The following is a 20799-nucleotide window of genomic DNA, read 5'->3' as shown; positions in this document are numbered from 1 at the left end:
CTGTGTTCATCATGACTCACTGAATGCCAAGGGCTATTCTCTCTTAATTGTTCGGTCCTTCTTAGTTGTTCTAGACCAACTAATACTATGACCTCTGCTGACTTCTGACGGTTCAGCTACTTATCACTAAGTAGGTTATGAAGCGTACTTCACATATCCGCCAGACCTCCCCGGGTAAGAGTGTAATCTTTCCTTCCATCCATCTGCTTCATTTACTCTGTATCACCTTCGGCAGAAAGGGCTTTGTTTTGTCTTGCAAACTCACCCAGTGATACCTAGCCTCATATGAAGTTCGTGTTCCGAGAGACCTTAAAGTTTGCCGCTCGCTTCCTTCAGATTCCGCGTCACCACGGACACCCTTGCGTTAAGCTAACTGCTACTTCTGCCTTCGCAGCTCGGGACTTTCACCCTATAGATTACACCCATGCCGTGCCGGGCGCACAAGAAAAAAAGCAGGAGATCATCCTGCTTTATCAACGAAAGATCTTGTTAAGCCATAATTTCTTTTAAAATTGCTTTTTGCGCATGAAGGCGGTTTTCGGCCTGCAAAAATACCGCTGATTGGCTTCCGTCCATCACTTCATCTGTCACTTCCAAACCGCGCGCAGCCGGCAGGCAGTGAAGGAAGCTTACATCTCGTTTTGCTTTTGCCAGCAAGGATTGATTTACTTGAAACGGTTTAAATGCTTTCATTCTTGCTTCTGTTTCTTCTTCCTGTCCCATGCTGACCCAAACGTCCGTATAAATAATATCAGCATCCTGAACCGCTTCGTCTGGATTATGAATTAATTCGACTTTTACGCCCGTTTCGCCAGCAATTTCTTTCGCCTGTTTCAAAATGCTTTCATTTGGCTCATAGCCTTCTGGGGCTGCGATCGTAAAATGAGCGCCAACTTTTGCGCAGCCAACCATAAGGGAGTGGGCGACATTGTTACCGTCGCCAACATAAACGACTTTTACGCCTGAAAATTTGCCTTTCAGCTCATAAATTGTCAATAAATCAGCTAACGCTTGGCAAGGATGGTACAAGTCGCACAAACCATTGATGACAGGGACAGTTGCATATTCGGCAAGCTCTTTGACCCGATTATGGTCAGTTGTGCGGAGAAGAATGGCATCCACATATCGCGACAATACTCTCGCTGTATCAGCGATTGTCTCACCGCGCCCGAGCTGAAGCTCTTTTGAAGAAAGAGCAAGCGCATGTCCCCCTAATTGCAGCATTCCTACTTCAAAGGAGACACGAGTTCGAGTGGATGATTTTTCGAAAATCATCGCCAGCGTTTTCCCATGAAGGACGTTTGATAGCGGATTTTGCTTTAATTTCAATGCTTCCTCGAGCAAATATTGAATTTCTTCTGATGTAAAATCAAGCAGCTTTAAAACGTTACGACCTTTAAGTGTGCTCATAAACTCATTTCGACTCCTTTATCTGACAGTTCATGTAAAGAAATAGGCGTGTATTTGCTAACTGTTAGTGCACTTAAAAATGCCTGAAATGATGCTTCTTCCGTCAATACCATAATTCCCCGCTCAAGTGCTTTTTGTCGTCTTACCTTTGCCTGATCGTTTTCTTCCGGATTATAATAAAGCACCGCTTCTTTTTTCTCAAGCCAACTTTCAAAATTATCCGTTACCGGTTTTATATAATCGAGTACATCATCTTTCTTATCTCCATCCACAAAAATACCATCCGAATGAATTGGAAATAAATGATCGAATACCTTCCGCATCGCTTCCTCCACAGATTTGCCGACACACATTCCTTCGCCCGTCGATTTCATTTCCGGACCTAGTTTCATATCGACATCTGAATGGGCGTGCGTTGAAAATACCGGATATTTAATAGCCACATATTCATGGGCTGCTATTTGAGGATGTAAGTCAGTTAACATTTTTCCGGTTAAAATGGTTGTCGCAAGATCTACTAACGGCACTCCGGCAACTTTGCTGACGATCGGTACAGTCCGGCTCGCACGTGGATTCACTTCCAGCACACAAACGTCCTGACCATCAATTAAAAATTGAATGTTCATAATGCCTTTATATTGCAAATGTTGAACCATTCTTTCCGCATAGTCGGTCATTTTTTCTTTTATTTCTTTTGACAACGACACAGCTGGAAAAATCGCATAACTATCGCCAGAATGAACACCAGCGGGCTCGATATGCTCCATAAATCCCGGAATAAACACATTTTTCCCGTCAGCTATTAAATCAACCTCCGCTTCCTGACCAAAAAGGAATTCATCTAAAAGAAGAGGAAAATGATTTTCGTCCGTCTGCTCCACTAACGAAAGCAGCTCTTCTTGATTTTTTACCTTCACCATGCCTTTTCCGCCAATAACATATGAAGGTCTTAACAGGATCGGATACCGCAGCTTTTTCGCTTCCGATATCGCCTCCTCTTTTGTATGTGCCATTGCTCCTTGAATGTGCGGGATATTCGTTTCGTCTAATAGCTGATAAAATCTTTCTCGATCCTCCAATATGTCCAGAAGCTCAGAAGTTGTACCAAGCAGCTTCACGCCTGCTTTTTCAAGCTTCTCTGCTAAGTTGATCGCCGTCTGGCCGCCAAATTGGACGAGCGTTACGTCAATGTTTTCATTTTCAACAACATTTAATATATGTTCGACTGTTAACGGCTCAAAATATAATCGATCCGCTGTTTCATAATCAGTGCTGACCGTCTCAGGATTATTGTTGATCATGATCGCGTCATATCCAAGCTTTTGCAATGTTTGAATGCAGTGAACAGCACTGTAGTCAAACTCAACTCCCTGTCCGATGCGAATCGGGCCGGAACCAATGACAAGCGCCTTCTTCTTTCCGCTTGTGGAGACAGCTTCGTTTTCACCGAAAACGTACGTAGAATAGAAATAATTTGTTCTCGCTTCAAATTCTGCGGCACATGTATCAACCATTTTGAATATGGCTTTAATCCCCCACTTTTTGCGGAGCTTTCGTATTTCTTTTTCTTCTGTCTTTTGCCAATATGAAATCGAACGGTCGGAAAAACCGAAAAATTTCAGTTCTTTTAAAAGGCTTGGAGACAGCTTTTCTTTTTTCGCTTTTCCTTCAAGTTCAATTAGATGGTTGAAAACATGCAAGAAATAATAGTCAATTTTTGTCTGGCTGTGAAGCTCATCTATAGAAACTCCTCTTCTTAACAGCTCCATTAAGATGAAAAAGCGTTCATCATCTGCATGCTGGAGGCGGTTAATAAGAGCTGACGTATCTTCTTTCACAAGCTTAGGCAAATAAATGCCGATATTATTTAATTCCAACGATTCCACAGCTTTTTGCAGAGCGGCTTCCATCGTCCGTTCGATCGCCATCACTTCGCCGGTTGCTTTCATCTTTGTTCCAAGCTTCCGATCTGCTTTTGTAAATTTATCAAACGGCCAGCGCGGAAATTTGACAACTACATAGTCAAGTGCAGGTTCAAAGCTGGCATATGTCGACATCGTTAACGGGTTCTTCAGCTCCGCTAATGAGTAGCCAACAGCTAGCTTTGCAGCCATTCTGGCAATTGGGTAACCGGTCGCTTTCGAAGCAAGTGCGGAAGAGCGACTTACCCTAGGGTTGACCTCAATCACGTAATATTGCTTGCTTTCAGGGTCAAGTGCAAACTGAATGTTGCAACCCCCGACTACCTTTAATGCATCGATAATTTTCAAAGCCGCCTGCCGGAGCATTTGATATTCTTCATCTGTTAATGTTTGAGATGGAGCAACAACGATCGAATCCCCAGTATGAATTCCGACTGGATCAATGTTTTCCATATTGCAGACGGTAATACAAGTACCTTTTGCATCGCGCATCACTTCATATTCGATTTCCTTAAATCCGGCAATGCTTCTTTCCACAAGCACTTGATTGATTGGGCTCATTTTAAGTCCATTTGTGACAATGGAAATAAACTCTTCTCGGTTGTAGGCGATGCCTCCGCCTTTGCCGCCAAGCGTATAAGCCGGACGAATGATAATCGGAAAACCAATTTCATCAGCAAATTGAAGGGCGGACGGAACATCCTCCACAATTTTGCTTTCCGGGATCGGCTCGTTCAAATCAATCATCAGCTTTCGAAATAGCTCCCGGTCCTCCCCTTTTTGAATCGATTCGATCGAGGTTCCGAGCAGTTTCAAGCCGTATTTTTGCAAAATCCCTGCCTGATCAAGCTCCACAGCTAGATTTAAAGCCGTCTGGCCCCCCAATGTTGCCAAAAGGCCGTCTGGACGTTCTTTTGCAATTATTTTTTCAATGCTTTCCACCGTAAGCGGCTCTGAATAGACCGCATCGGCAATTTTCGTATCAGTCATAATCGTTGCAGGATTGTTATTAACAAGTACAACTTCAAATCCTTCTTCTTTTAACGCCAAGCATCCCTGTGTCCCAGAATAGTCAAATTCCGCCGCTTGGCCGATAATGATCGGACCTGAACCGATCACTAGTATTTTGTTTAATGATGTATCTTTAGGCATAGACTTTTTCTCTCCCTGCTGCTACATATGTGTCTAAAAATTCATCAAAAATAAAACTAGCATCTTCCGGTCCTGGATGGGCTTCCGGATGAAATTGAACAGACATGACTTTCAATTTTTCATGCTCAAGCCCTTCAACTGAGCCGTCATTGACATTTGTATATCGCAATTTAAGAGGTGTTTTTTCCAAGCTTTTTTTATCCACCACATAGTTGTGGTTTTGTGATGTAATAAATACGTTTCCTGTTTTTTGATCAATTACCGGATGGTTTGCTCCGCGGTGCCCGAATCTGAGCTTTGTTGTATTCCCGCCAAACGACAGGGCAATCAGCTGATTCCCTAAACAAATCCCGAGCGTCGGATATTGCTTCATCAATTGGTTTAATGTTGAAAAATAATTTTTCATTTGCTTTGGATCGCCCGGTCCGTTCGACAGCACGATGCCATGCGGCTTGATTTCAAACACTTTTTCCATTTGATGAAACGGAACGACTGAAACTTTACAGCCTCTTTTCAGCAAAGAATTCAAAATCGATTTTTTAAATCCAAAATCAATTAGCGCAATGTGTGTCGCACCATTGCCAAACGTTTCGATTTCGCTTGCAGAAACGTCGCGAATCGGAAAATCGGAGAGCTTATCCTGAGAGTCGTATTGTTTGTCTTTTGAAATGACCGCATGCAATGTCCCTTTTGATCGGATTTGTTTGACAACAGCTCTCGTGTCAACATTTGTTAAATAAGGAATATTCCATTTTTGTAAATAGTCTTTTAATGAACGGTTCGCTTTATAATGGGAATAGTGTTCAGTCAGCTGAAAAAGGATGACCCCTTTCACCTGCGGCTTTTTGCTTTCAAAATCTTGATCATTGATGCCGTAATTGCCAATAAGCGGATACGTAAAAACGACGATTTGATCTTTGTAGGAAGGATCTGTCAACACCTCTTGATATCCTGTCATTCCTGTATAAAAAACGAGTTCCCCTTTAACAGGAGACACGATTTCATCCATCTTGCCTTCAAAAACTGTTCCATCTTCTAATACAAGATAACCTTGCATATTGAACACCTCTTTGATGTATATTTATACAACGATTTGCAAGAAAATTCTCCTCTTTTAGGAAGAGAAGATTTTTTCTTTTTTCAAAACAGAAGCAATAATGCCCAGTCCTAAATCAATTTCTTCATTCGAAACAGTGAGCGGAGGAAGAAGCCGTAACACATTGGATCCAGCTGAAAGTGCTAGAAGCCCTTCTTCTCTTAAAGAAGCAAGCACTTTATTGACCTCAATATCCAGCTCAATTCCAAGCAGCAATCCTTTACCCCGCACTTTTTTTACAGTAGGCACATCTCTCAAGTGTTCTGATAGACCTTCGAACAGCCGCTGACCTTTTTCCTGAACGCTTTGCAAAAAGCTTGGCTGAAAAACAGTTTCCAAAGTTGCTTTCGCAGCTGCCATAGCCAAATAATTCCCGCCGAACGTTGAACCGTGTGTTCCCGGTGAAAAACTTTCGATCAATTCTTGTTTTCCGATCATGGCTCCGACAGGAAATCCGCTTCCCAATCCTTTGGCGACAGTGATAATATCCGGAGAAATGCCGTAATGCTGGTAGCCGAATGCTTTTCCGGTGCGTCCGATTCCAGTTTGCACCTCATCGACGATGAATAATGCGCCGATCTCCCTGCACTTTTCTTCTACTGCCTGTAAAAATTCCTTCGTTGCAGGAATAACTCCTCCCTCGCCCTGAACCACTTCCAGCATAAAAGCAGCTATATCCTCATCATGAATGTTTTTCACCACAGCTGCATCATTGTAAGGAAGATATTCGAACGTAGGAATGAGAGGACCGAACCCTTTATGTACTTTTTCTTGAGCAGTAGCCGTCATAGTCGCAAATGTTCTGCCGTGAAAAGACTGGTAAAATGTAATGATTTTATGTTTGCCGGTATGTTTTCTAGCCAGTTTAATGGCGGCTTCATTCGCTTCGGCGCCGCTGTTCGCAAAAAATACGGCATCTCCGCTTGAATGCTCCACCAATTGCTTGGCAACCTCTTCTTGAAGGGGGATATGAAAAAGATTAGAAGTATGCCATACCTTTTGCAGCTGTTCAGTGATGGCATCCGCCACTTGCTTCGGACAATGACCCAGGTTGCATACAGCAATTCCGGAAATAAAATCTAAATATTTTTTTCCGTTTGCATCATATGCATAGCTTCCTTCTGCTTTTTCAATCGCCACATCCCACTTCGCATAGGTTGGAAATAAATAACTCATTTGACCACGACCTCTCGTTTTTTCGTAATTTTCGTCCCGATCATTTTCCCTTCCTTAAAAATACGGTCGTTGCCGCTCACAATCATCACATGCTCAAGCTGATCAGAAAGCGCATCTAAAGCCGCCTGTACTTTCGGAATCATCCCGCCGTAAATAACCTTCTGTTCAATGAGTTTTTCGATCATCGTTTCCGTCGCTTCTTCAATAAGCTTGCCGTCATGTAAAATTCCCGGAACATTCGTCACAAACAGCAGCTGTTCCGCATTTATTTTTTCAGCAATTGCACTAGCAGCCAGATCTGCGTTGATATTTAATTTTTGCCCATCCGCCGTTATGCCGATCGGGGCAATGACTGGAACATAGTCAAGAATTAGCAGCGAACGCAATAGTTCATCATTAATCTGCTCGACTTTGCCGACAAAGCCAAGATTTTCTTCATCTAAAAATGACGAGACAATTAGCTGACCATCAGTGCCTGAAAGACCGATCGCTTTCACACTTTTTTGTGTCAACAGAGCCGTAAGCTGTTTGTTAATTTTTCCTGAAAGAACCATTTCTGCAATTTCAAGCACTTCTTTTGTCGTTTTACGCATGCCGTTGTAAAACTCGCTTTTTACATTTAATTTTGTCAACATATTGTTAATGTCCGGTCCTCCACCGTGGACGATAATGACCCGTTTCGTAGTTAACAGTTCTTTTATGCTGTCTAAAAAGCTTTCTGACAGCTGTTCCAGCATGCTGCCGCCAAGCTTAATGACAACAATCGGTTTATCATGTCCGGTAACTTGCATTGATTTTGACATACTCATATGTTAAATCACATCCCCATGCTTTTCCTTGTACTTCACCATTATTTAACATTACCTTGATTTCTACGATTTCCTGATCCAAATATTGGATCGCTTCTTGTTCCGAAAATGAAACTGGCAATCCGTTTTTAAATAATAAGATATGGCCGAGATACACTTCCATTTGATTCGGATCGAATTCCGCTCCGCTGTAGCCGGCGGCGCACAAGATTCTTCCCCAGTTCGCATCTTTTCCATATATTGCAGTTTTGACGAGGGAGGATCCGACAATCGTCTTGGCCATGATGTTCGCTTCCTGCTTTGATTTAGCCCCATTAACAGAAACTTCAATCAATTTTGTCGCACCTTCACCGTCTCTGGCAATTTGCTTTGCTAAATCTTCGCTTACTTTTCTCAACGCCTCTTTAAAAACAGGCCAATCTGGATGCTCTTCCGTCAGCATTGAGTGTTCAGCTTTTCCGTTTGCTAAAACAAGCACCATATCATTTGTTGATGTATCGCCGTCAACGGTTATTTGATTAAACGTTTCATCGATAACTTCTCGAAAAGCTTGCTGCAGCGATTTTTCATCGATATTCGCATCTGTCGTCAAAAACCCAAGCATTGTCGCCATGTTGGGATGAATCATCCCCGATCCTTTAGCTGCTCCGCCGATGGTCACCTGTTTTCCCTCGATTTCAAATTGATAGCAGGCAGTCTTTTCAAACGTATCTGTTGTCAAAATAGCCTCGGCAAAGCTTTTGGCTCCTGCTGATGAACGTTCATATTCAATATTGTTGATCCCCTCTTGGACTTTTTCCATGTTTAAATATTCGCCAATTACTCCTGTTGAAGCGACAGCCACAAGATGATCTGCAATTCCAAGCTTTTCAGCCGTCCATTTCCGCATTGCGTATGCATCGCTTAAACCTTTTTCGCCTGTACAGGCATTGGCGTTGCCGCTGTTGACAATCACCGCTTGAATTTTGTTTTCCTTTGCAATGCTCTCTTTTGTCACAAAAATTGGGGCAGCTTGCACAACGTTTTGTGTGTAAACAGCTGCAGCTGTTGCTGAAACGTCACTATAAATGATGCCGATGTCTTTTTTATGAGTGTAGCGGATGTGCGCTTCATAGCCACCTGCATAAAAGCCTTTCGGTGTTGTAATTGAACCGTTGTCTATTTTTCTTATTTTGGTTGTCACTAGAAGTCCTCCTTGATGTTATGGATATACTGGCAAAAAGTTTAGTCCTTCATTTTCTTGGAATCCTGACATAATGTTGAAATTTTGCACTGCCTGCCCTGCAGCGCCTTTCATCAAATTGTCAATGACAGATACGACTGTCAACCGACTTGTTCTTTGATCAAATGCAAGACCGATATCGCAATAATTCGAGCCGTACACTTCCTTTGTGCTTGGGAACGTTCCGTTTGTACGCACTCTCACAAATGGTGAATGTTTATAAAATGATTCATATAAATCTACTAATTTTGAAGTATTCCATTCTTCTAATAATTCAATATACATTGTCGCCATAATCCCTCTTGTCATCGGCACTAAGTGGGTGCTGAACGAAATGAAGCCGACTTTCTCGTCCCACTTATGAAGCTCCTGTTCAATTTCCGGTATATGCTGATGCTGATGTACTTTATAAATTTTGAAATTATCTTGTATTTCAACAAAGCTTGTAGCAAGCGAAGCGTTTCGACCTGCACCTGAAACACCCGATTTTGCATCAACAATGATCGAGTTCTCTTTGACGATTTTTTCCCGCACAAGCGGTGCTAGGCCAAGCAAGGTTGCAGTTGGATAGCATCCAGGATTCGCCAAAATTTTAGCGTTCTTAATATCCTCACGATACAGCTCTGTCAAGCCGTATACCGCTTCCTGCAAAAGCATTTCAGGCGCTGGTGCTTTTTTATACCATTTTTCATAATCATCACTATTTTTTAACCTTAAATCGCCTGATAAGTCGATGATTTTCAATTGATCGTCAAGCAATTCCGTCGTCAGTGAAGCCGATATCCCCGACGGCGTCGCAAGAAAAACAACATCATTTTCTTCTTTTATTTGATCCGGCTCTAGCGGTTTTAGTTCATTTTCTTTTATATGGGATAAATGCGGATATTCGTCAATATAGCTCTTTTTTTCTGCTGAAGATGTATATAAATGAATGTTTTCGACATACCGATGATTGGCTAAAATTCGATAAAGTTCCACACCGCCATATCCTGTTGCCCCGATAATTCCTATATTCAACCTCAATCACCTTCAATTCATTCCGTTAAATTAGTTACCATTATAATACTGTATAAAAATAAAATCAATTGTATATTTATAATTTTTCTGTTCAAAAACAAGGATTCTTAATGTAGTAGAGAGCAGGGAATCCCTTGCAAATTATCCGGATATGCCATGCTGAAGAAAAAATGCAAATTATGTTTCGGGATAAAAACTCCATTATGGTGATGAGATAAACAAAAGAAGCGATAAAGACGAAAATAAAAACATAATGACACTTGCAGTCAAATTGATAAAACATTTGCATAAAAAAGACTGGCCTTTTCCGCCAGTCTGCATAAGTTTTTATTGAATACCCAAGGCAATTTTTGCGTATCTGGACATTCGGTCCTTCGTCCAAGGTGGATTCCAAACGATGTTGACATCGACATCTTTGATTTCTGGAATTCCGTCAAGCGCAGCTTTTACTTGTTGAACAATTGTTCCAGCAAGGGGGCATCCCATTGCCGTCAATGTCATAGTTACTTTGAGGACTCCTTCATCGTTCAGTTCCAAATCATATATTAATCCTAAATTGACAATGTCAATGCCGAGTTCTGGGTCAATAACTTGTTCAAGAGCACCCATTATATTTTCCTTCAGCGCTTCATCCATTTCGATCCACTCCTCTTATATTCGTTAATATCATTATATCGAAGTTTATGTCACATTAAAAATTTTCTACCTCAAATGCCGTACAAACCATTCAACCGTTTCTAGCACCCCTTTTCGAGACACCTTATGCCCTGCATCCTTTTCCGCAATAAATGCCAAATGTTCCGGATTGTCAGCATACAACGGCTTTATCTCTTCATAAAATTGATAAGTAGGAGCGAATGGTACAACTTGATCCTTCATCCCGTGCCAAAACAAAAGGGGGCGGTTGCATAACGCTTCTTTATGTACGGATAAATCATACTCATACAACGCATCAAATTGCTGCTGAATTTCTTCTTCAGACAACGGAAAGGTATAGCCTGCTTTTTGATAGGAGTCCACAAGATATTTGAAAAATTTTTGATAATGTGGGCTGCCCATTAAACTGACAGCAGCTTTGATCCACGGATATTGGGTGAGCGCTCCAAGTGTAGCAACACCGCCCATGGAAGTTCCCGCTACCCCTATATTTTTCCCGTCAATCAATTTTTTTTCAAAAAAATAATTTTTTATTTTTTCGAGCTCTTTAACAGAACTGATAACAATATTCCAAAAATTTAAATTTAAGTCAGCCTCTGAAAGATTCTCATCCCTCTCTCCGTGAAATTTCGCATCAGGCAATACTACTCGTAAACCTTTTTCCGCCAAAAGATAGGCAATGTGCAAATTATGCTCTTTTGCGCTCGTAAATCCATGGATAAACACAACAAGCGGCAGCTCATCTTTTATAAAATCTTCTTTGCATACATGCAGTACAGGGATATTGTCCGCCATCGTATGTTCAACAATGACCTTCAATTAGGATGCTCCTTTCATTATTTTTTTGCTAAAATTAGTTTAACATGTGGACAAAAAAGATGGAAAAAAGATACACTAAATAAAAACAAAAAATGAGGAGAGATTATGGCCAAAAAACATTTAATCGCATTGGATTTAGACGGCACATTGCTGAAAGATGACAAAACGATTTCTCCTTTTACAAAAAATGTTTTGCAAAAAGCACAAGAAGAAGGGCATATCATATGCATTTCAACAGGAAGGCCGTTCCGCTCGAGCAAAATGTATTACGAAGAATTAAATTTAAAAACCCCGATTGTCAATTTTAACGGAGCCTTTGTCCATCATCCGCTGGATGAATCCTGGGGATTTCATCATACAACCCTTGATGTATCTGTTGTAAAAGAGATTGTAGAAATCGCCGAACAGCATCAAGTCCATAACATTTTAGCAGAAGTGCTTGATCATGTTTATTTTCATTACCATAATGAACAATGGTTGGATATTTTCAGTATAGGAAATCCGAAAATTGAAATCGGCAACTTAAAAGCTGTTTTAAATCGCAATGTCACAAGCATGTTAATCCATTCAGACGAAGAAAATGTCAAGCGGATTCGCCATTATTTAAATGAAGTTCATGCGGAAGTTGTAGACCACAGAAGCTGGGCTCACCCGTGGCATGTTATTGAAATTATCCGAGCAGGCATTAATAAAGCAGTCGGATTGCAAAAAATCGCCGAATTTTACAATATCCCTCGAGAGCAAATTATCGCTTTTGGCGACGAAGACAATGATTTGGAAATGATCGAATATGCGGGATTAGGCGTTGCAATGGGAAACGGAATTGAGCCGCTCAAAGAGATTGCTGATGAAATTACGCTGACAAATGAAGAAGACGGAGTTGCAAAATTTTTAAAGGAATTGCTGTCCCTTTAATCTTTGCAAAAGTCCAAAAGTTCGATTATCTTTTTACACCTCACAACAATTGACAAGGATTTAGATGTTTAAAAAGGGATACCCTATCATTGACGAACTCATTTCGTCAATGATCAAAAGGGGGATTCAAACTTGGGCAAACGGAATAAATCGAAACGATTCATTGAGCAAGGGAAAGGTGCCGTCAAAAAACATGATGAAAAGTTTCCATACCGTATGACGTTTGCCGAATCAGAAGCAAGAGCCAATAACGAAGCAAGCTTCGAAGGATAATGCCCTTCCGTTCATTTTCGAATCCTTTTAAGGGCAGTTTTTATAATGAACAGATCGAATTTGAACAGACCAATCTTTGTACAGCATCTGCATCGAGAAAAAATCGAGCAGGCATAACACCATCCAGAATGCCGATTGTACGGCACATTTTGAACAAGGAATAAATATGAAATGGACGAAACGAGCTCCTCTTGTTTCGTCCATTTTTTCTTTTTTTGTCCTTCTTTTTTAAATTTTCAGTTTGCACAAATTGTATTGTTTTCTATTTGTGATCAAGATAGACTATATGTAAATGAAAAAAAGTAGGTGTGATTAATGAATATTCACATTATCGCTGATAGTGCTTGTGATCTGCCTGTCTCTTTTTTAAACGATCAAGGCGTTTCTTTCATCCCTCTTCGTGTCCACCTTGGCGAGAAGGACTATGAGGATCAATTGACAATCAAACCAAAAGAAGTTTACGACTATATGAGAGCTGGAAACGTTGCTAAAACATCACAAGCATCACCGGAAACAATCACCAATCAATTTGAAAAGCTGGCGAAAGACAATCAGCCGGCGCTGTATATTGCCTTTTCTTCCGAATTGTCCGGTACATATCAAACTGCCGTTATGGTTCAGCAGCAATTGCTTGAAAAATATCCGAATTGGAAACTGCAAATTATCGATTCGAAATGTGCTTCACTTGGGTATGGACTTGCTGTCCGCTACACCATTCAATTAGCAAAACAAGGACTTGATTTAGAACAAATGGCAAATGCAGTAAAAGAGTATTGCAGTCATATGGAGCACATTTTTACAGTTGATCGCCTGGAATATTTGGCTCGCGGCGGGAGAATCAGCAAAACATCTGCGTTTGTTGGCGGACTGCTTAATATCAAGCCGCTTTTGCATGTCGAAGAAGGAAAGCTGATCCCGCTGGAAAAAATCCGCGGGAAAAAGAAGCTTTACCGGAGAATTCTTGAGCTGATGGAAGAGCGTGGAGACGGATTGAGTGAACAGACAATCGCCATCAGCCATGGTGATGATGAAGAAGCAGCTCTCGAATTAAAACAATTAATTGAAGAAACGTTTCATCCAAAAGAAATTATCATCCATACGATCGGTGCTGTCATTGGTGCACACTCTGGCCCCGGCACCCTTGCTGTATTTTTTCTAAATAAACATATTCAAGAAGCTTCATGGAAATCATAAGTATATAACAGTATGGAAAGGAGCTTCCTGAATGTCCAAAACAAGCGATAATGATAAAAAAGCTGTAGACAACAATGCAAAACGACACGAAAAAAATCTATTGAAGGAAAAAAATCGAGAGCTTGGAAAACGGCAATACTCAAAGAAAACGGATCATTTATAATGCCCGCCTGTCGGGCTTTTTCTTTTTTTGAAATATCTCTAAAGGCGAGTCTTCCACCTATTCTATCCGGACGTTCTGAAAGAAAAAGACGCTTTCTTATCTTACAGTATGCATCTTTTCTCTAGCTTTTGTTTTCATTTTTGTCTAATAAAACATGGGCGGGGCAATAACTTTCAATTTGATTAGACCATTCATTTCATTAAAAAACAGAGAAATCCAGAACGTTTCCATATTCGAAAGCGGAGGTCATTTTTTATATGTAAGAGGAAATGACAAACATGTGGGAATCTATCCTTTATTAATGTAAGATATTGTAAAATAAGTATACAAGAGGTGGCACAATGAAGAAACATGAAATTTCCGTGTATCTTACAAAAGAGATGGAGCCGGAATATGTCATTTCCCTTGTCCATGAAGCGATTAAATTTAACAGCTACATTTTATTCCAAACAAAAAAGCTCCAATTAAATGCGAAAAGCGTTTTAAGCATGCTCGGTTTTTCCGCCTTTTTAGAAGGTCATGTAGTCATCAGCGCTGAAGGAGAAGATTCGCTCGAAGCAGTAAAAAACTTACAAGACTTTCTTTCCCCTAAATGTTCTAAAGCGACATCTTTAGCTTAATTGCATTTAAGCAGATATTAATTTCCTTGCCGTTGCTTTACGTAACGGTTTTTTCATTTAATTTGCGAGGAACCCCTAAAAGAGTTGTTCAACTGAACGACATTCACTATAATGAATGTAAATAACGTTATTGGAGGTAAAAAGTTGGCTAAGGAGAATTCATTTGACATCGTCTCAAAAGTGGATATTGCCGAAGTGAACAATTCCATTCAAATGGCGAAAAAAGAAATTGTAAACAGATATGATTTCAAAGGATCTAAAAGCGATATATCCCTAGAAAAAGATGAGCTTGTGCTAATCTCTGACGATGAATATAAGCTGAATCAACTAAAAGATGTATTAGTAAGCAAAATGATTAAACGCGGTGTCGCAACCAAGAATATTCAGTACGGGAAAATCGAAAAGGCTTCAGGAGGCACTGTCAGACAAAGAGCCAAACTTGTCAACGGAATTGACAAAGAAAACGGGAAAAAGATCAATGCGCTGATCAAAAATACCGGGCTAAAAGTAAAAAGCCAAATTCAAGACGACCAAGTCCGGGTAAGCGGCAAAAGCAAGGACGATTTGCAAAAAGTGATTGCAGCTGTGAAAAGCGCCGACTTGCCAATCGACGTACAATTTATTAATTTTCGCTAGCTTTGCCCTGTTCACAAAATTGAAATTTTATATTGATTATTTCGATAAAATTCGTTAAATTAGGATTAATCCGTTGTTTTAAAATTTCATACGGTAAAGCGTTCTTATCAAGAGAAGCGGAGGGACTGGCCCGATGAACCTTCAGCAACCGGATTACCCAGTAGAAAACATTGGGTACCAAGGTGCTAAATCCAGCGATGCGCAAAGTGCGCTCGAAAGATAAGAAGAAGGGGAAATTGCTCAAAAAGTCTTCTTCTTAGAAGGCTTTTCTTTTTTATATAGGTGTTCGCCTCCTTGCAGGCGCCTATTTCATTTGATTGGAGGACTTTTTATGGGGCTTTTACAAGATTTACAGAATCATATATTAATTGCCGACGGAGCAATGGGGACTCTACTATACTCATTCGGAATAGACAAATGCTTTGATGAGCTAAACGTTTCAAAACCGGAAGAAATAGAACGGATTCATTCAGCCTATTTAGACGCAGGCGCAACTGTTATTCAAACAAATACATACGGCGCCAATCGCATAAAGCTTGCCAGATATGGGCTGGAAGATGATATAAAGATCATCAACCAAAAAGGGGTTGAACTTGCAAAGAGGGCGTTACAAAAAGCGGAAAACAAAGGGTATGTCATCGGAACAATCGGCGGCATCCGTTCGTTTCAAAAAAGCGCCTTCACGCTATCTGACATTGCCGAAAATTTTCGTGAGCAGCTTCATGTCCTTTTATCCGAAAACGTAGATGGCATTATTTTAGAAACCTATTACGACTTGGAAGAACTGAAAACCGTTTTGCAAATAGCTAGAAAAGAAACGGATTTGCCCATTATCACAAATGTTTCTTTGCACGAACAAGGCGTCTTTCAAAATGGAACAAGATTGGCAGACGGTTTGAAAATGCTTGAAGAACTTGGTGCAGATATTGTCGGCCTCAATTGCCGTTTAGGCCCTTATCATATGCTGCAATCTCTGGAAGAAGTGCCGCTGTTTGAACATGCCTTTTTATCCGCTTTTCCAAACGGCAGCCTGCCAAGGTATGAAAACGGAAGATTAGTTTATGAATCAGATGAACACTATTTTTATGAAGCGGCTCTTCAATTCCGAAAACAAGGTGTCCGGCTTCTCGGCGGATGCTGCGGAACCGCGCCGAAACATATTCGGGCAATGGCTGAAGCTGTATCAAACCTCCCTCCTGTCACAGAGAAAGAAGTAAAAGAACGAAATGTTCCAATTCATGTTTTACCTATGAAAGAAAGTCAAGAAACTCCTCTCCCAGATATTGCAAAAAACAGACGCTCAGTGATTGTAGAATTGGACCCGCCGAAAACGCTCGGCTTGGAAAAATTTTTAACAGGAGCAAAAGCGTTGAAAAAAGCGAGGATTGATGCAATTACGCTTGCGGATAATTCCCTTGCTACACCAAGAATCAGCAATGTTGCTTGCGCAAATATTGTGAAAAGCCGTTTCCAGCTTCGCCCGCTCGTTCATTTAACATGTCGTGACAGAAATTTAATCGGCATTCAATCCCATTTAATGGGGCTGCATACGCTTGGCCTGCACGATATTTTAGCGGTCACCGGCGACCCGTCCAAAATCGGTGATTTTCCGGGTGCAACCTCTGTCTATGATTTATCATCGTTTGATTTAATCAGCTTAATTAAGCAATTTAATGAAGGTTTGTCATACTCCGGAAAATCACTTGGTCAAAAAACAAACTTTACTGTAGCCGCCGCCTTCAATCCGAACGTAAGACATCTTGATCGCGCAGTTCAGAGACTTGAGAAAAAAATCAGCTGTGGAGCCGATTATTTTATTACGCAGCCGCTCTACTCGGAGAAGCTGATCGAAGAAGTATATGAAGCAACAAAACATCTGAATGTTCCGATATATCTCGGGATTATGCCGTTAATAAGCAGCCGCAATGCTGAATTTATTCATAACGAAGTGCCAGGCATTAAATTGTCTGATTCGATTCGCGAACAGATGCAAAAAGCAGGCAATGATAAAGAAAAGGGAAAACGAGAAGGACTTGCCATTGCAAAATCGCTTATTGACGCAGCATTTGACCTGTTTAACGGCATTTACTTAATCACTCCGTTTTTGCATTATGAGATGACAGTCGAGCTGACGGAATACATTCATGAAAAAGAAAAGGCAAAACGAGAAAGGAAGATTTCCCATGTATAACATAAAGGAACAGCTGGAGAAAAAAATTTTAATACTAGACGGAGCCATGGGAACAATGATTCAAGCTGCAGAATTATCTGCGAAAGATTTTGGCGGTGAAGAATATGAAGGATGCAACGAATATTTAAACATCACTTCCCCTGAAACGATTGTCCGTATTCATGAAGCGTACCTTGAAGCAGGCGCTGATATTATCGAAACAAATACGTTTGGCGGTACAAGCATCGTCCTCGAGGAATATAACTTGGGGCACCTTGCTTTTGAAATAAATAAAAAAGCAGCTGAGATTGCAAAGCGCGCTGCAGAAAAATATTCAACATCGGATTGGCCTCGTTTTGTGGCAGGATCAATGGGGCCAACGACTAAAACGCTCTCCGTTACAGGCGGCGTCACATTCCAACAATTGGCAGAAGCTTATCAAGTTCAAGCGGAAGGACTGTTAGTGGGGGGCGTTGATGTACTTCTCCTTGAGACAAGCCAAGATATGCTCAATGTAAAAGCAGGTTACTTAGGAATTCAACGAGCTTTTCAAAAGCTCAAGAAAGAAGTGCCGATCATTCTGTCCGGAACGATAGAACCGATGGGAACAACTCTCGCCGGTCAAGATATTGAAGCGTTTTACATTTCAGCTGAACATATGAATCCAATTGCCGTCGGCTTAAACTGTGCGACAGGTCCTGAATTCATGACCGATCACATCCGCACTTTGTCTGAAATCGCCAATACCGCTGTCAGCTGTTATCCGAATGCCGGACTGCCTGATGAAGAAGGTCGCTACCATGAATCACCGGAATCTTTAGCAAAAAAAATCAGAGGGTTTGCAGAAAGAGGCTGGCTTAATATGGTCGGCGGCTGCTGCGGAACAACTCCCGAACATATTCGCGCAATAAGGGAGGCAATGGAAGGCTTAAAACCGCGAAAAATCGTCAAAAAGCAAAATCAACATACGGTATCAGGCATCGAGCCCCTTCGCTATGATGAATCAATGCGCCCGCTGTTTGTCGGTGAACGCACAAACGTCATCGGTTCGCGTAAATTCAAGCGTCTCATTGCTGAAGGAAAATTTGAAGAAGCAGCGGAAATCGCCCGCGCTCAAGTGAAAAACGGCGCCCACGTCATCGATGTCTGTCTCGCAGATCCGGACCGAAACGAGCTTGAAGATATGGAAAACTTCATCCGCGAGGTTGTAAAAAAAGTAAAAGCGCCGCTTGTCATTGACTCAACCGACGCCAATGTCATCAGAAAAGCGCTCGAATACTCACAAGGGAAAGCGATCATCAACTCGATCAATTTAGAGGACGGCTTAGAACGGTTTGAAGAAGTTCTCCCGCTTGTGAAACAATTCGGTGCAGCTGTTGTCGTCGGAACAATCGATGAAGACGGAATGGCTCTGACTGCGGAGCGAAAGCTGGAGATTGCCAAGCGGTCTTATGACATTTTAGTCAATCAACACGGTATAAGTCCAAGCGACATTATTTTTGACCCGCTCGTCTTCCCTGTCGGCACAGGTGATGAGCAATATATCGGATCTGCCCAAGAAACGATCGAAGGGATCCGTTTAATTAAAGAACATCTTCCCGGCTGTTTAACTATTCTCGGGATCAGCAATGTTTCTTTCGGGCTTCCGCCGGTCGGCAGAGAAATATTAAACGCCGTTTTTTTATACCATTGCACACAGGCAGGGCTCGATTATGCGATCGTCAATACGGAAAAATTAGAGCGGTACGCTTCGATCCCTGAGGAAGAGCGGAAGTTGGCAGAAAACTTATTATTTGAAACAAATGATCAGACGCTCGCACAATTTACGAACTTTTACCGCGACAAAAAGAAAGAGGAAAAAAAGCCGAAAACGGAATTAACCTTGGAGGAACGGCTCGCACAATACGTTGTGGAAGGAACAAAGCAAGGATTAATCGAAGACTTGCAGCTGGCACTAGAAAAATATGATGATCCTCTCGATATCATCAACGGGCCGTTAATGAAAGGAATGGAAATTGTCGGCGAACTGTTTAACGACAACCAGCTGATTGTTGCTGAAGTGCTTCAAAGTGCGGAAGTGATGAAAGCATCTGTCGCCTTTTTAGAACCGTATATGGAAAAAAAAGATGACAGCGGCAAAGGAAAAGTCATTTTAGCTACAGTCAAGGGCGACGTCCATGACATCGGCAAAAATTTAGTTGACATTATTCTTTCCAACAACGGCTACCGCGTCGTTGATTTAGGCATTAAAGTTGCGCCGCAGCAGCTGATTGAAGCGGTCAATAATGAAAAGCCTGATATTATCGGCCTTTCCGGACTGCTCGTCAAATCAGCCCAGCAAATGGTGTTAACAGCACAAGACTTAAAAACAGCCAACATTTCGATTCCGATTTTAGTCGGCGGTGCTGCATTATCACGCAAATTTACCGATCAAAAAATATCACCGGAATATGACGGTCCTGTGTTATATGCGAAAGATGCAATGGACGGGCTGTCGCTTGCCAATAAGCTGAGAGAAAACCCGGATGCTTTCCTTGAGAAAAGAGCGGTCGCAGTTGAGGAAAAACAGAATAGACAGAAAAGCGGCAAACCTGTTTTGATCATTGAAAAAAAATCATCTGTGTCCAAACCGACCGTATATCATCCAGCTGACTGCAATCCACACATTATTCAAAACATTGATATTGCCCAAGTCGTCCCGTATGTGAACATGCAAATGCTTTTAGGACACCATCTCGGATTAAAAGGCAATGTCAAACAGATGCTTCTGGAAAAACAGGAAAAAGCGGTAGAACTAAAAAATGAAATAGATGAATTGCTGCGTTTAGGGAAAGAAAATGGCTGGTTCCGTCCATCTGCTATTTATCAATTTTTCCCGGCCTATCGCGAAGGAAACTCCATTCACATTTTAGATCCGGCTGCAAAAGATAAAATCATTGAGACGTTTACATTCCCTCGGCAGGAAAAGCCGCCGTTTTTATGCATTGCCGACTATGTAAGCGAACGGTCAGATGAAACACCGCATGATTATATCGCCCTGTTTGCCGTAACTGCTGGAAAAGACATTCGCAGCATCGCCATGCAGTTTAAAGAAAGCGGTGAATTTTTCCGGAGCCATGCGATTCAAGCATTGGCGCTGGAGCTGGCAGAAGGTCTTGCAGAGCGGACGCACCAGCTGATCCGCGACCGATGGGGCTTCCCGGATCCGCTTGACTTCACCATGCAGGAACGGTTTGCGGCAAAATACCAAGGTCAGCGCTATTCGTTTGGCTATCCGGCTTGTCCAGACTTAGAAGATCAAGCGAAGCTGTTTAAGCTGTTAAAGCCTGAAAAAATCGGCATCCAGCTGACGGAAGGCTTTATGATGGAGCCGGAAGCATCCGTCTCTGCCTTCGTCGTCTCACATCCTGAAGCACGGTATTTCAATGTTCTGTAATTGATCTCACCTCTTTGAGGTGGGATTTTTTATAGACTTTTTTAGGAACTTAACTGAATTTAAAATAGAATAGAAGCTAAGTTATAAAAAGAGCTGACCCTATGTTTTGGAG

The 20799-nt window shown here is 41.5% G+C and carries 17 protein-coding genes and 1 riboswitch; of the genes, 8 read left to right on the top strand and 9 right to left on the bottom strand.

Features of this window, described 5'->3' with window-relative positions:
• Window positions 1-489 precede the first annotated feature (489 nt).
• The 9 genes from argF to NSR00_RS00400 all read right to left on the bottom strand — a co-directional run bounded on the left by argF (window position 490) and on the right by NSR00_RS00400 (window position 11256).
• Window positions 490-1410 (bottom strand): ornithine carbamoyltransferase, encoded by a 921-nt coding sequence (gene argF, locus NSR00_RS00440; RefSeq protein ID WP_340786149.1) that lies wholly within the window; start codon window positions 1408-1410, stop codon window positions 490-492.
• On the bottom strand, window positions 1407-4484 hold the full coding sequence (locus tag NSR00_RS00435; RefSeq protein WP_340786146.1) for a carbamoyl phosphate synthase large subunit: 3078 nt from the start codon (window positions 4482-4484) through the stop codon (window positions 1407-1409). The genes argF and NSR00_RS00435 overlap by 4 nt, the downstream gene beginning before the upstream one ends.
• Window positions 4477-5541: a carbamoyl phosphate synthase small subunit gene (locus NSR00_RS00430; RefSeq protein ID WP_340786143.1), complete on the bottom strand. Its 1065-nt coding sequence runs from the start codon at window positions 5539-5541 to the stop codon at window positions 4477-4479. Before NSR00_RS00430 ends, NSR00_RS00435 begins: the two co-directional genes overlap by 8 nt.
• Before the next feature lie 57 nt (window positions 5542-5598).
• Complete coding sequence (locus NSR00_RS00425; protein WP_340786140.1) at window positions 5599-6756, bottom strand: acetylornithine transaminase; 1158 nt, start codon at window positions 6754-6756, stop codon at window positions 5599-5601.
• Entirely contained in the window at window positions 6753-7565 is an 813-nt protein-coding gene (argB, locus tag NSR00_RS00420; RefSeq protein WP_242009260.1) for an acetylglutamate kinase, read from the bottom strand. Before argB ends, NSR00_RS00425 begins: the two co-directional genes overlap by 4 nt.
• Window positions 7528-8748, bottom strand: coding sequence for a bifunctional ornithine acetyltransferase/N-acetylglutamate synthase (gene argJ, locus NSR00_RS00415; protein ID WP_340786136.1), 1221 nt, complete (start codon window positions 8746-8748; stop codon window positions 7528-7530). The genes argB and argJ overlap by 38 nt, the downstream gene beginning before the upstream one ends.
• A gap of 18 nt (window positions 8749-8766) precedes the next feature.
• Entirely contained in the window at window positions 8767-9804 is a 1038-nt protein-coding gene (gene argC, locus NSR00_RS00410; RefSeq protein ID WP_340786132.1) for an N-acetyl-gamma-glutamyl-phosphate reductase, read from the bottom strand.
• Window positions 9805-10131: 327 nt separating this feature from the next.
• Window positions 10132-10440, bottom strand: a complete 309-nt coding sequence (locus NSR00_RS00405) for a metal-sulfur cluster assembly factor (RefSeq protein ID WP_063387022.1) — start codon at window positions 10438-10440, stop codon at window positions 10132-10134.
• Window positions 10441-10506: 66 nt separating this feature from the next.
• Window positions 10507-11256, bottom strand: coding sequence for an alpha/beta fold hydrolase (locus tag NSR00_RS00400; RefSeq protein WP_340789091.1), 750 nt, complete (start codon window positions 11254-11256; stop codon window positions 10507-10509).
• Window positions 11257-11385: 129 nt separating this feature from the next.
• Here NSR00_RS00400 and NSR00_RS00395 point away from each other — a divergent pair, with 129 nt between their 5' ends.
• From NSR00_RS00395 to metH, 8 genes are all read left to right on the top strand, one after another.
• Window positions 11386-12195 (top strand): Cof-type HAD-IIB family hydrolase, encoded by an 810-nt coding sequence (locus NSR00_RS00395; RefSeq protein WP_094245335.1) that lies wholly within the window; start codon window positions 11386-11388, stop codon window positions 12193-12195.
• 132 nt (window positions 12196-12327) lie between these two features.
• The gene (locus NSR00_RS00390) at window positions 12328-12468 is read left to right on the top strand and encodes a competence protein (RefSeq protein ID WP_094245334.1); all 141 of its coding nucleotides are present in this window, start codon (window positions 12328-12330) and stop codon (window positions 12466-12468) included.
• Between the two features lie 315 nt (window positions 12469-12783).
• Window positions 12784-13662 carry a DegV family protein gene (locus NSR00_RS00385; protein WP_063387026.1) on the top strand — a complete coding sequence of 293 codons (879 nt, stop codon included), beginning with the start codon at window positions 12784-12786 and terminating at the stop codon, window positions 13660-13662.
• A gap of 31 nt (window positions 13663-13693) precedes the next feature.
• On the top strand, window positions 13694-13825 hold the full coding sequence (locus NSR00_RS00380; protein WP_082829462.1) for a DUF3941 domain-containing protein: 132 nt from the start codon (window positions 13694-13696) through the stop codon (window positions 13823-13825).
• Between the two features lie 341 nt (window positions 13826-14166).
• Complete coding sequence (locus NSR00_RS00375) at window positions 14167-14445, top strand: HPr family phosphocarrier protein (protein ID WP_063387027.1); 279 nt, start codon at window positions 14167-14169, stop codon at window positions 14443-14445.
• Window positions 14446-14589: 144 nt separating this feature from the next.
• The gene (locus tag NSR00_RS00370; RefSeq protein WP_063387028.1) at window positions 14590-15081 is read left to right on the top strand and encodes a YajQ family cyclic di-GMP-binding protein; all 492 of its coding nucleotides are present in this window, start codon (window positions 14590-14592) and stop codon (window positions 15079-15081) included.
• Between the two features lie 101 nt (window positions 15082-15182).
• Window positions 15183-15307, top strand: a riboswitch (SAM riboswitch).
• 105 nt (window positions 15308-15412) lie between these two features.
• Window positions 15413-17272 (top strand): bifunctional homocysteine S-methyltransferase/methylenetetrahydrofolate reductase, encoded by a 1860-nt coding sequence (locus NSR00_RS00365; RefSeq protein ID WP_340786123.1) that lies wholly within the window; start codon window positions 15413-15415, stop codon window positions 17270-17272.
• Window positions 17265-20687: a methionine synthase gene (gene metH / locus NSR00_RS00360; RefSeq protein ID WP_340786120.1), complete on the top strand. Its 3423-nt coding sequence runs from the start codon at window positions 17265-17267 to the stop codon at window positions 20685-20687. The genes NSR00_RS00365 and metH overlap by 8 nt, the downstream gene beginning before the upstream one ends.
• Window positions 20688-20799: the final 112 nt, after the last annotated feature.

The sequence above is a fragment of the Aeribacillus sp. FSL K6-8394 genome (assembly GCF_038008865.1).
GTDB classification, from domain to species: Bacteria; Bacillota; Bacilli; order Bacillales; family Aeribacillaceae; genus Aeribacillus; species Aeribacillus composti.
This window is presented reverse-complemented; position numbering and strand designations above follow the sequence as displayed.

Coding starts and splice junctions, on each gene's coding strand:
- argF (WP_340786149.1), bottom strand. CDS start 1,410: ATGAGCACACTTAAAGGTCGTAACGTTTTAAAGCTGCTTGATTTTACA.
- NSR00_RS00435 (WP_340786146.1), bottom strand. CDS start 4,484: ATGCCTAAAGATACATCATTAAACAAAATACTAGTGATCGGTTCAGGT.
- NSR00_RS00430 (WP_340786143.1), bottom strand. CDS start 5,541: ATGCAAGGTTATCTTGTATTAGAAGATGGAACAGTTTTTGAAGGCAAG.
- NSR00_RS00425 (WP_340786140.1), bottom strand. CDS start 6,756: ATGAGTTATTTATTTCCAACCTATGCGAAGTGGGATGTGGCGATTGAA.
- argB (WP_242009260.1), bottom strand. CDS start 7,565: ATGAGTATGTCAAAATCAATGCAAGTTACCGGACATGATAAACCGATT.
- NSR00_RS00405 (WP_063387022.1), bottom strand. CDS start 10,440: ATGGATGAAGCGCTGAAGGAAAATATAATGGGTGCTCTTGAACAAGTT.
- NSR00_RS00400 (WP_340789091.1), bottom strand. CDS start 11,256: ATGGCGGACAATATCCCTGTACTGCATGTATGCAAAGAAGATTTTATA.
- NSR00_RS00395 (WP_094245335.1), top strand. CDS start 11,386: ATGGCCAAAAAACATTTAATCGCATTGGATTTAGACGGCACATTGCTG.
- NSR00_RS00385 (WP_063387026.1), top strand. CDS start 12,784: ATGAATATTCACATTATCGCTGATAGTGCTTGTGATCTGCCTGTCTCT.
- NSR00_RS00380 (WP_082829462.1), top strand. CDS start 13,694: ATGTCCAAAACAAGCGATAATGATAAAAAAGCTGTAGACAACAATGCA.
- NSR00_RS00375 (WP_063387027.1), top strand. CDS start 14,167: ATGAAGAAACATGAAATTTCCGTGTATCTTACAAAAGAGATGGAGCCG.
- NSR00_RS00365 (WP_340786123.1), top strand. CDS start 15,413: ATGGGGCTTTTACAAGATTTACAGAATCATATATTAATTGCCGACGGA.
- metH (WP_340786120.1), top strand. CDS start 17,265: ATGTATAACATAAAGGAACAGCTGGAGAAAAAAATTTTAATACTAGAC.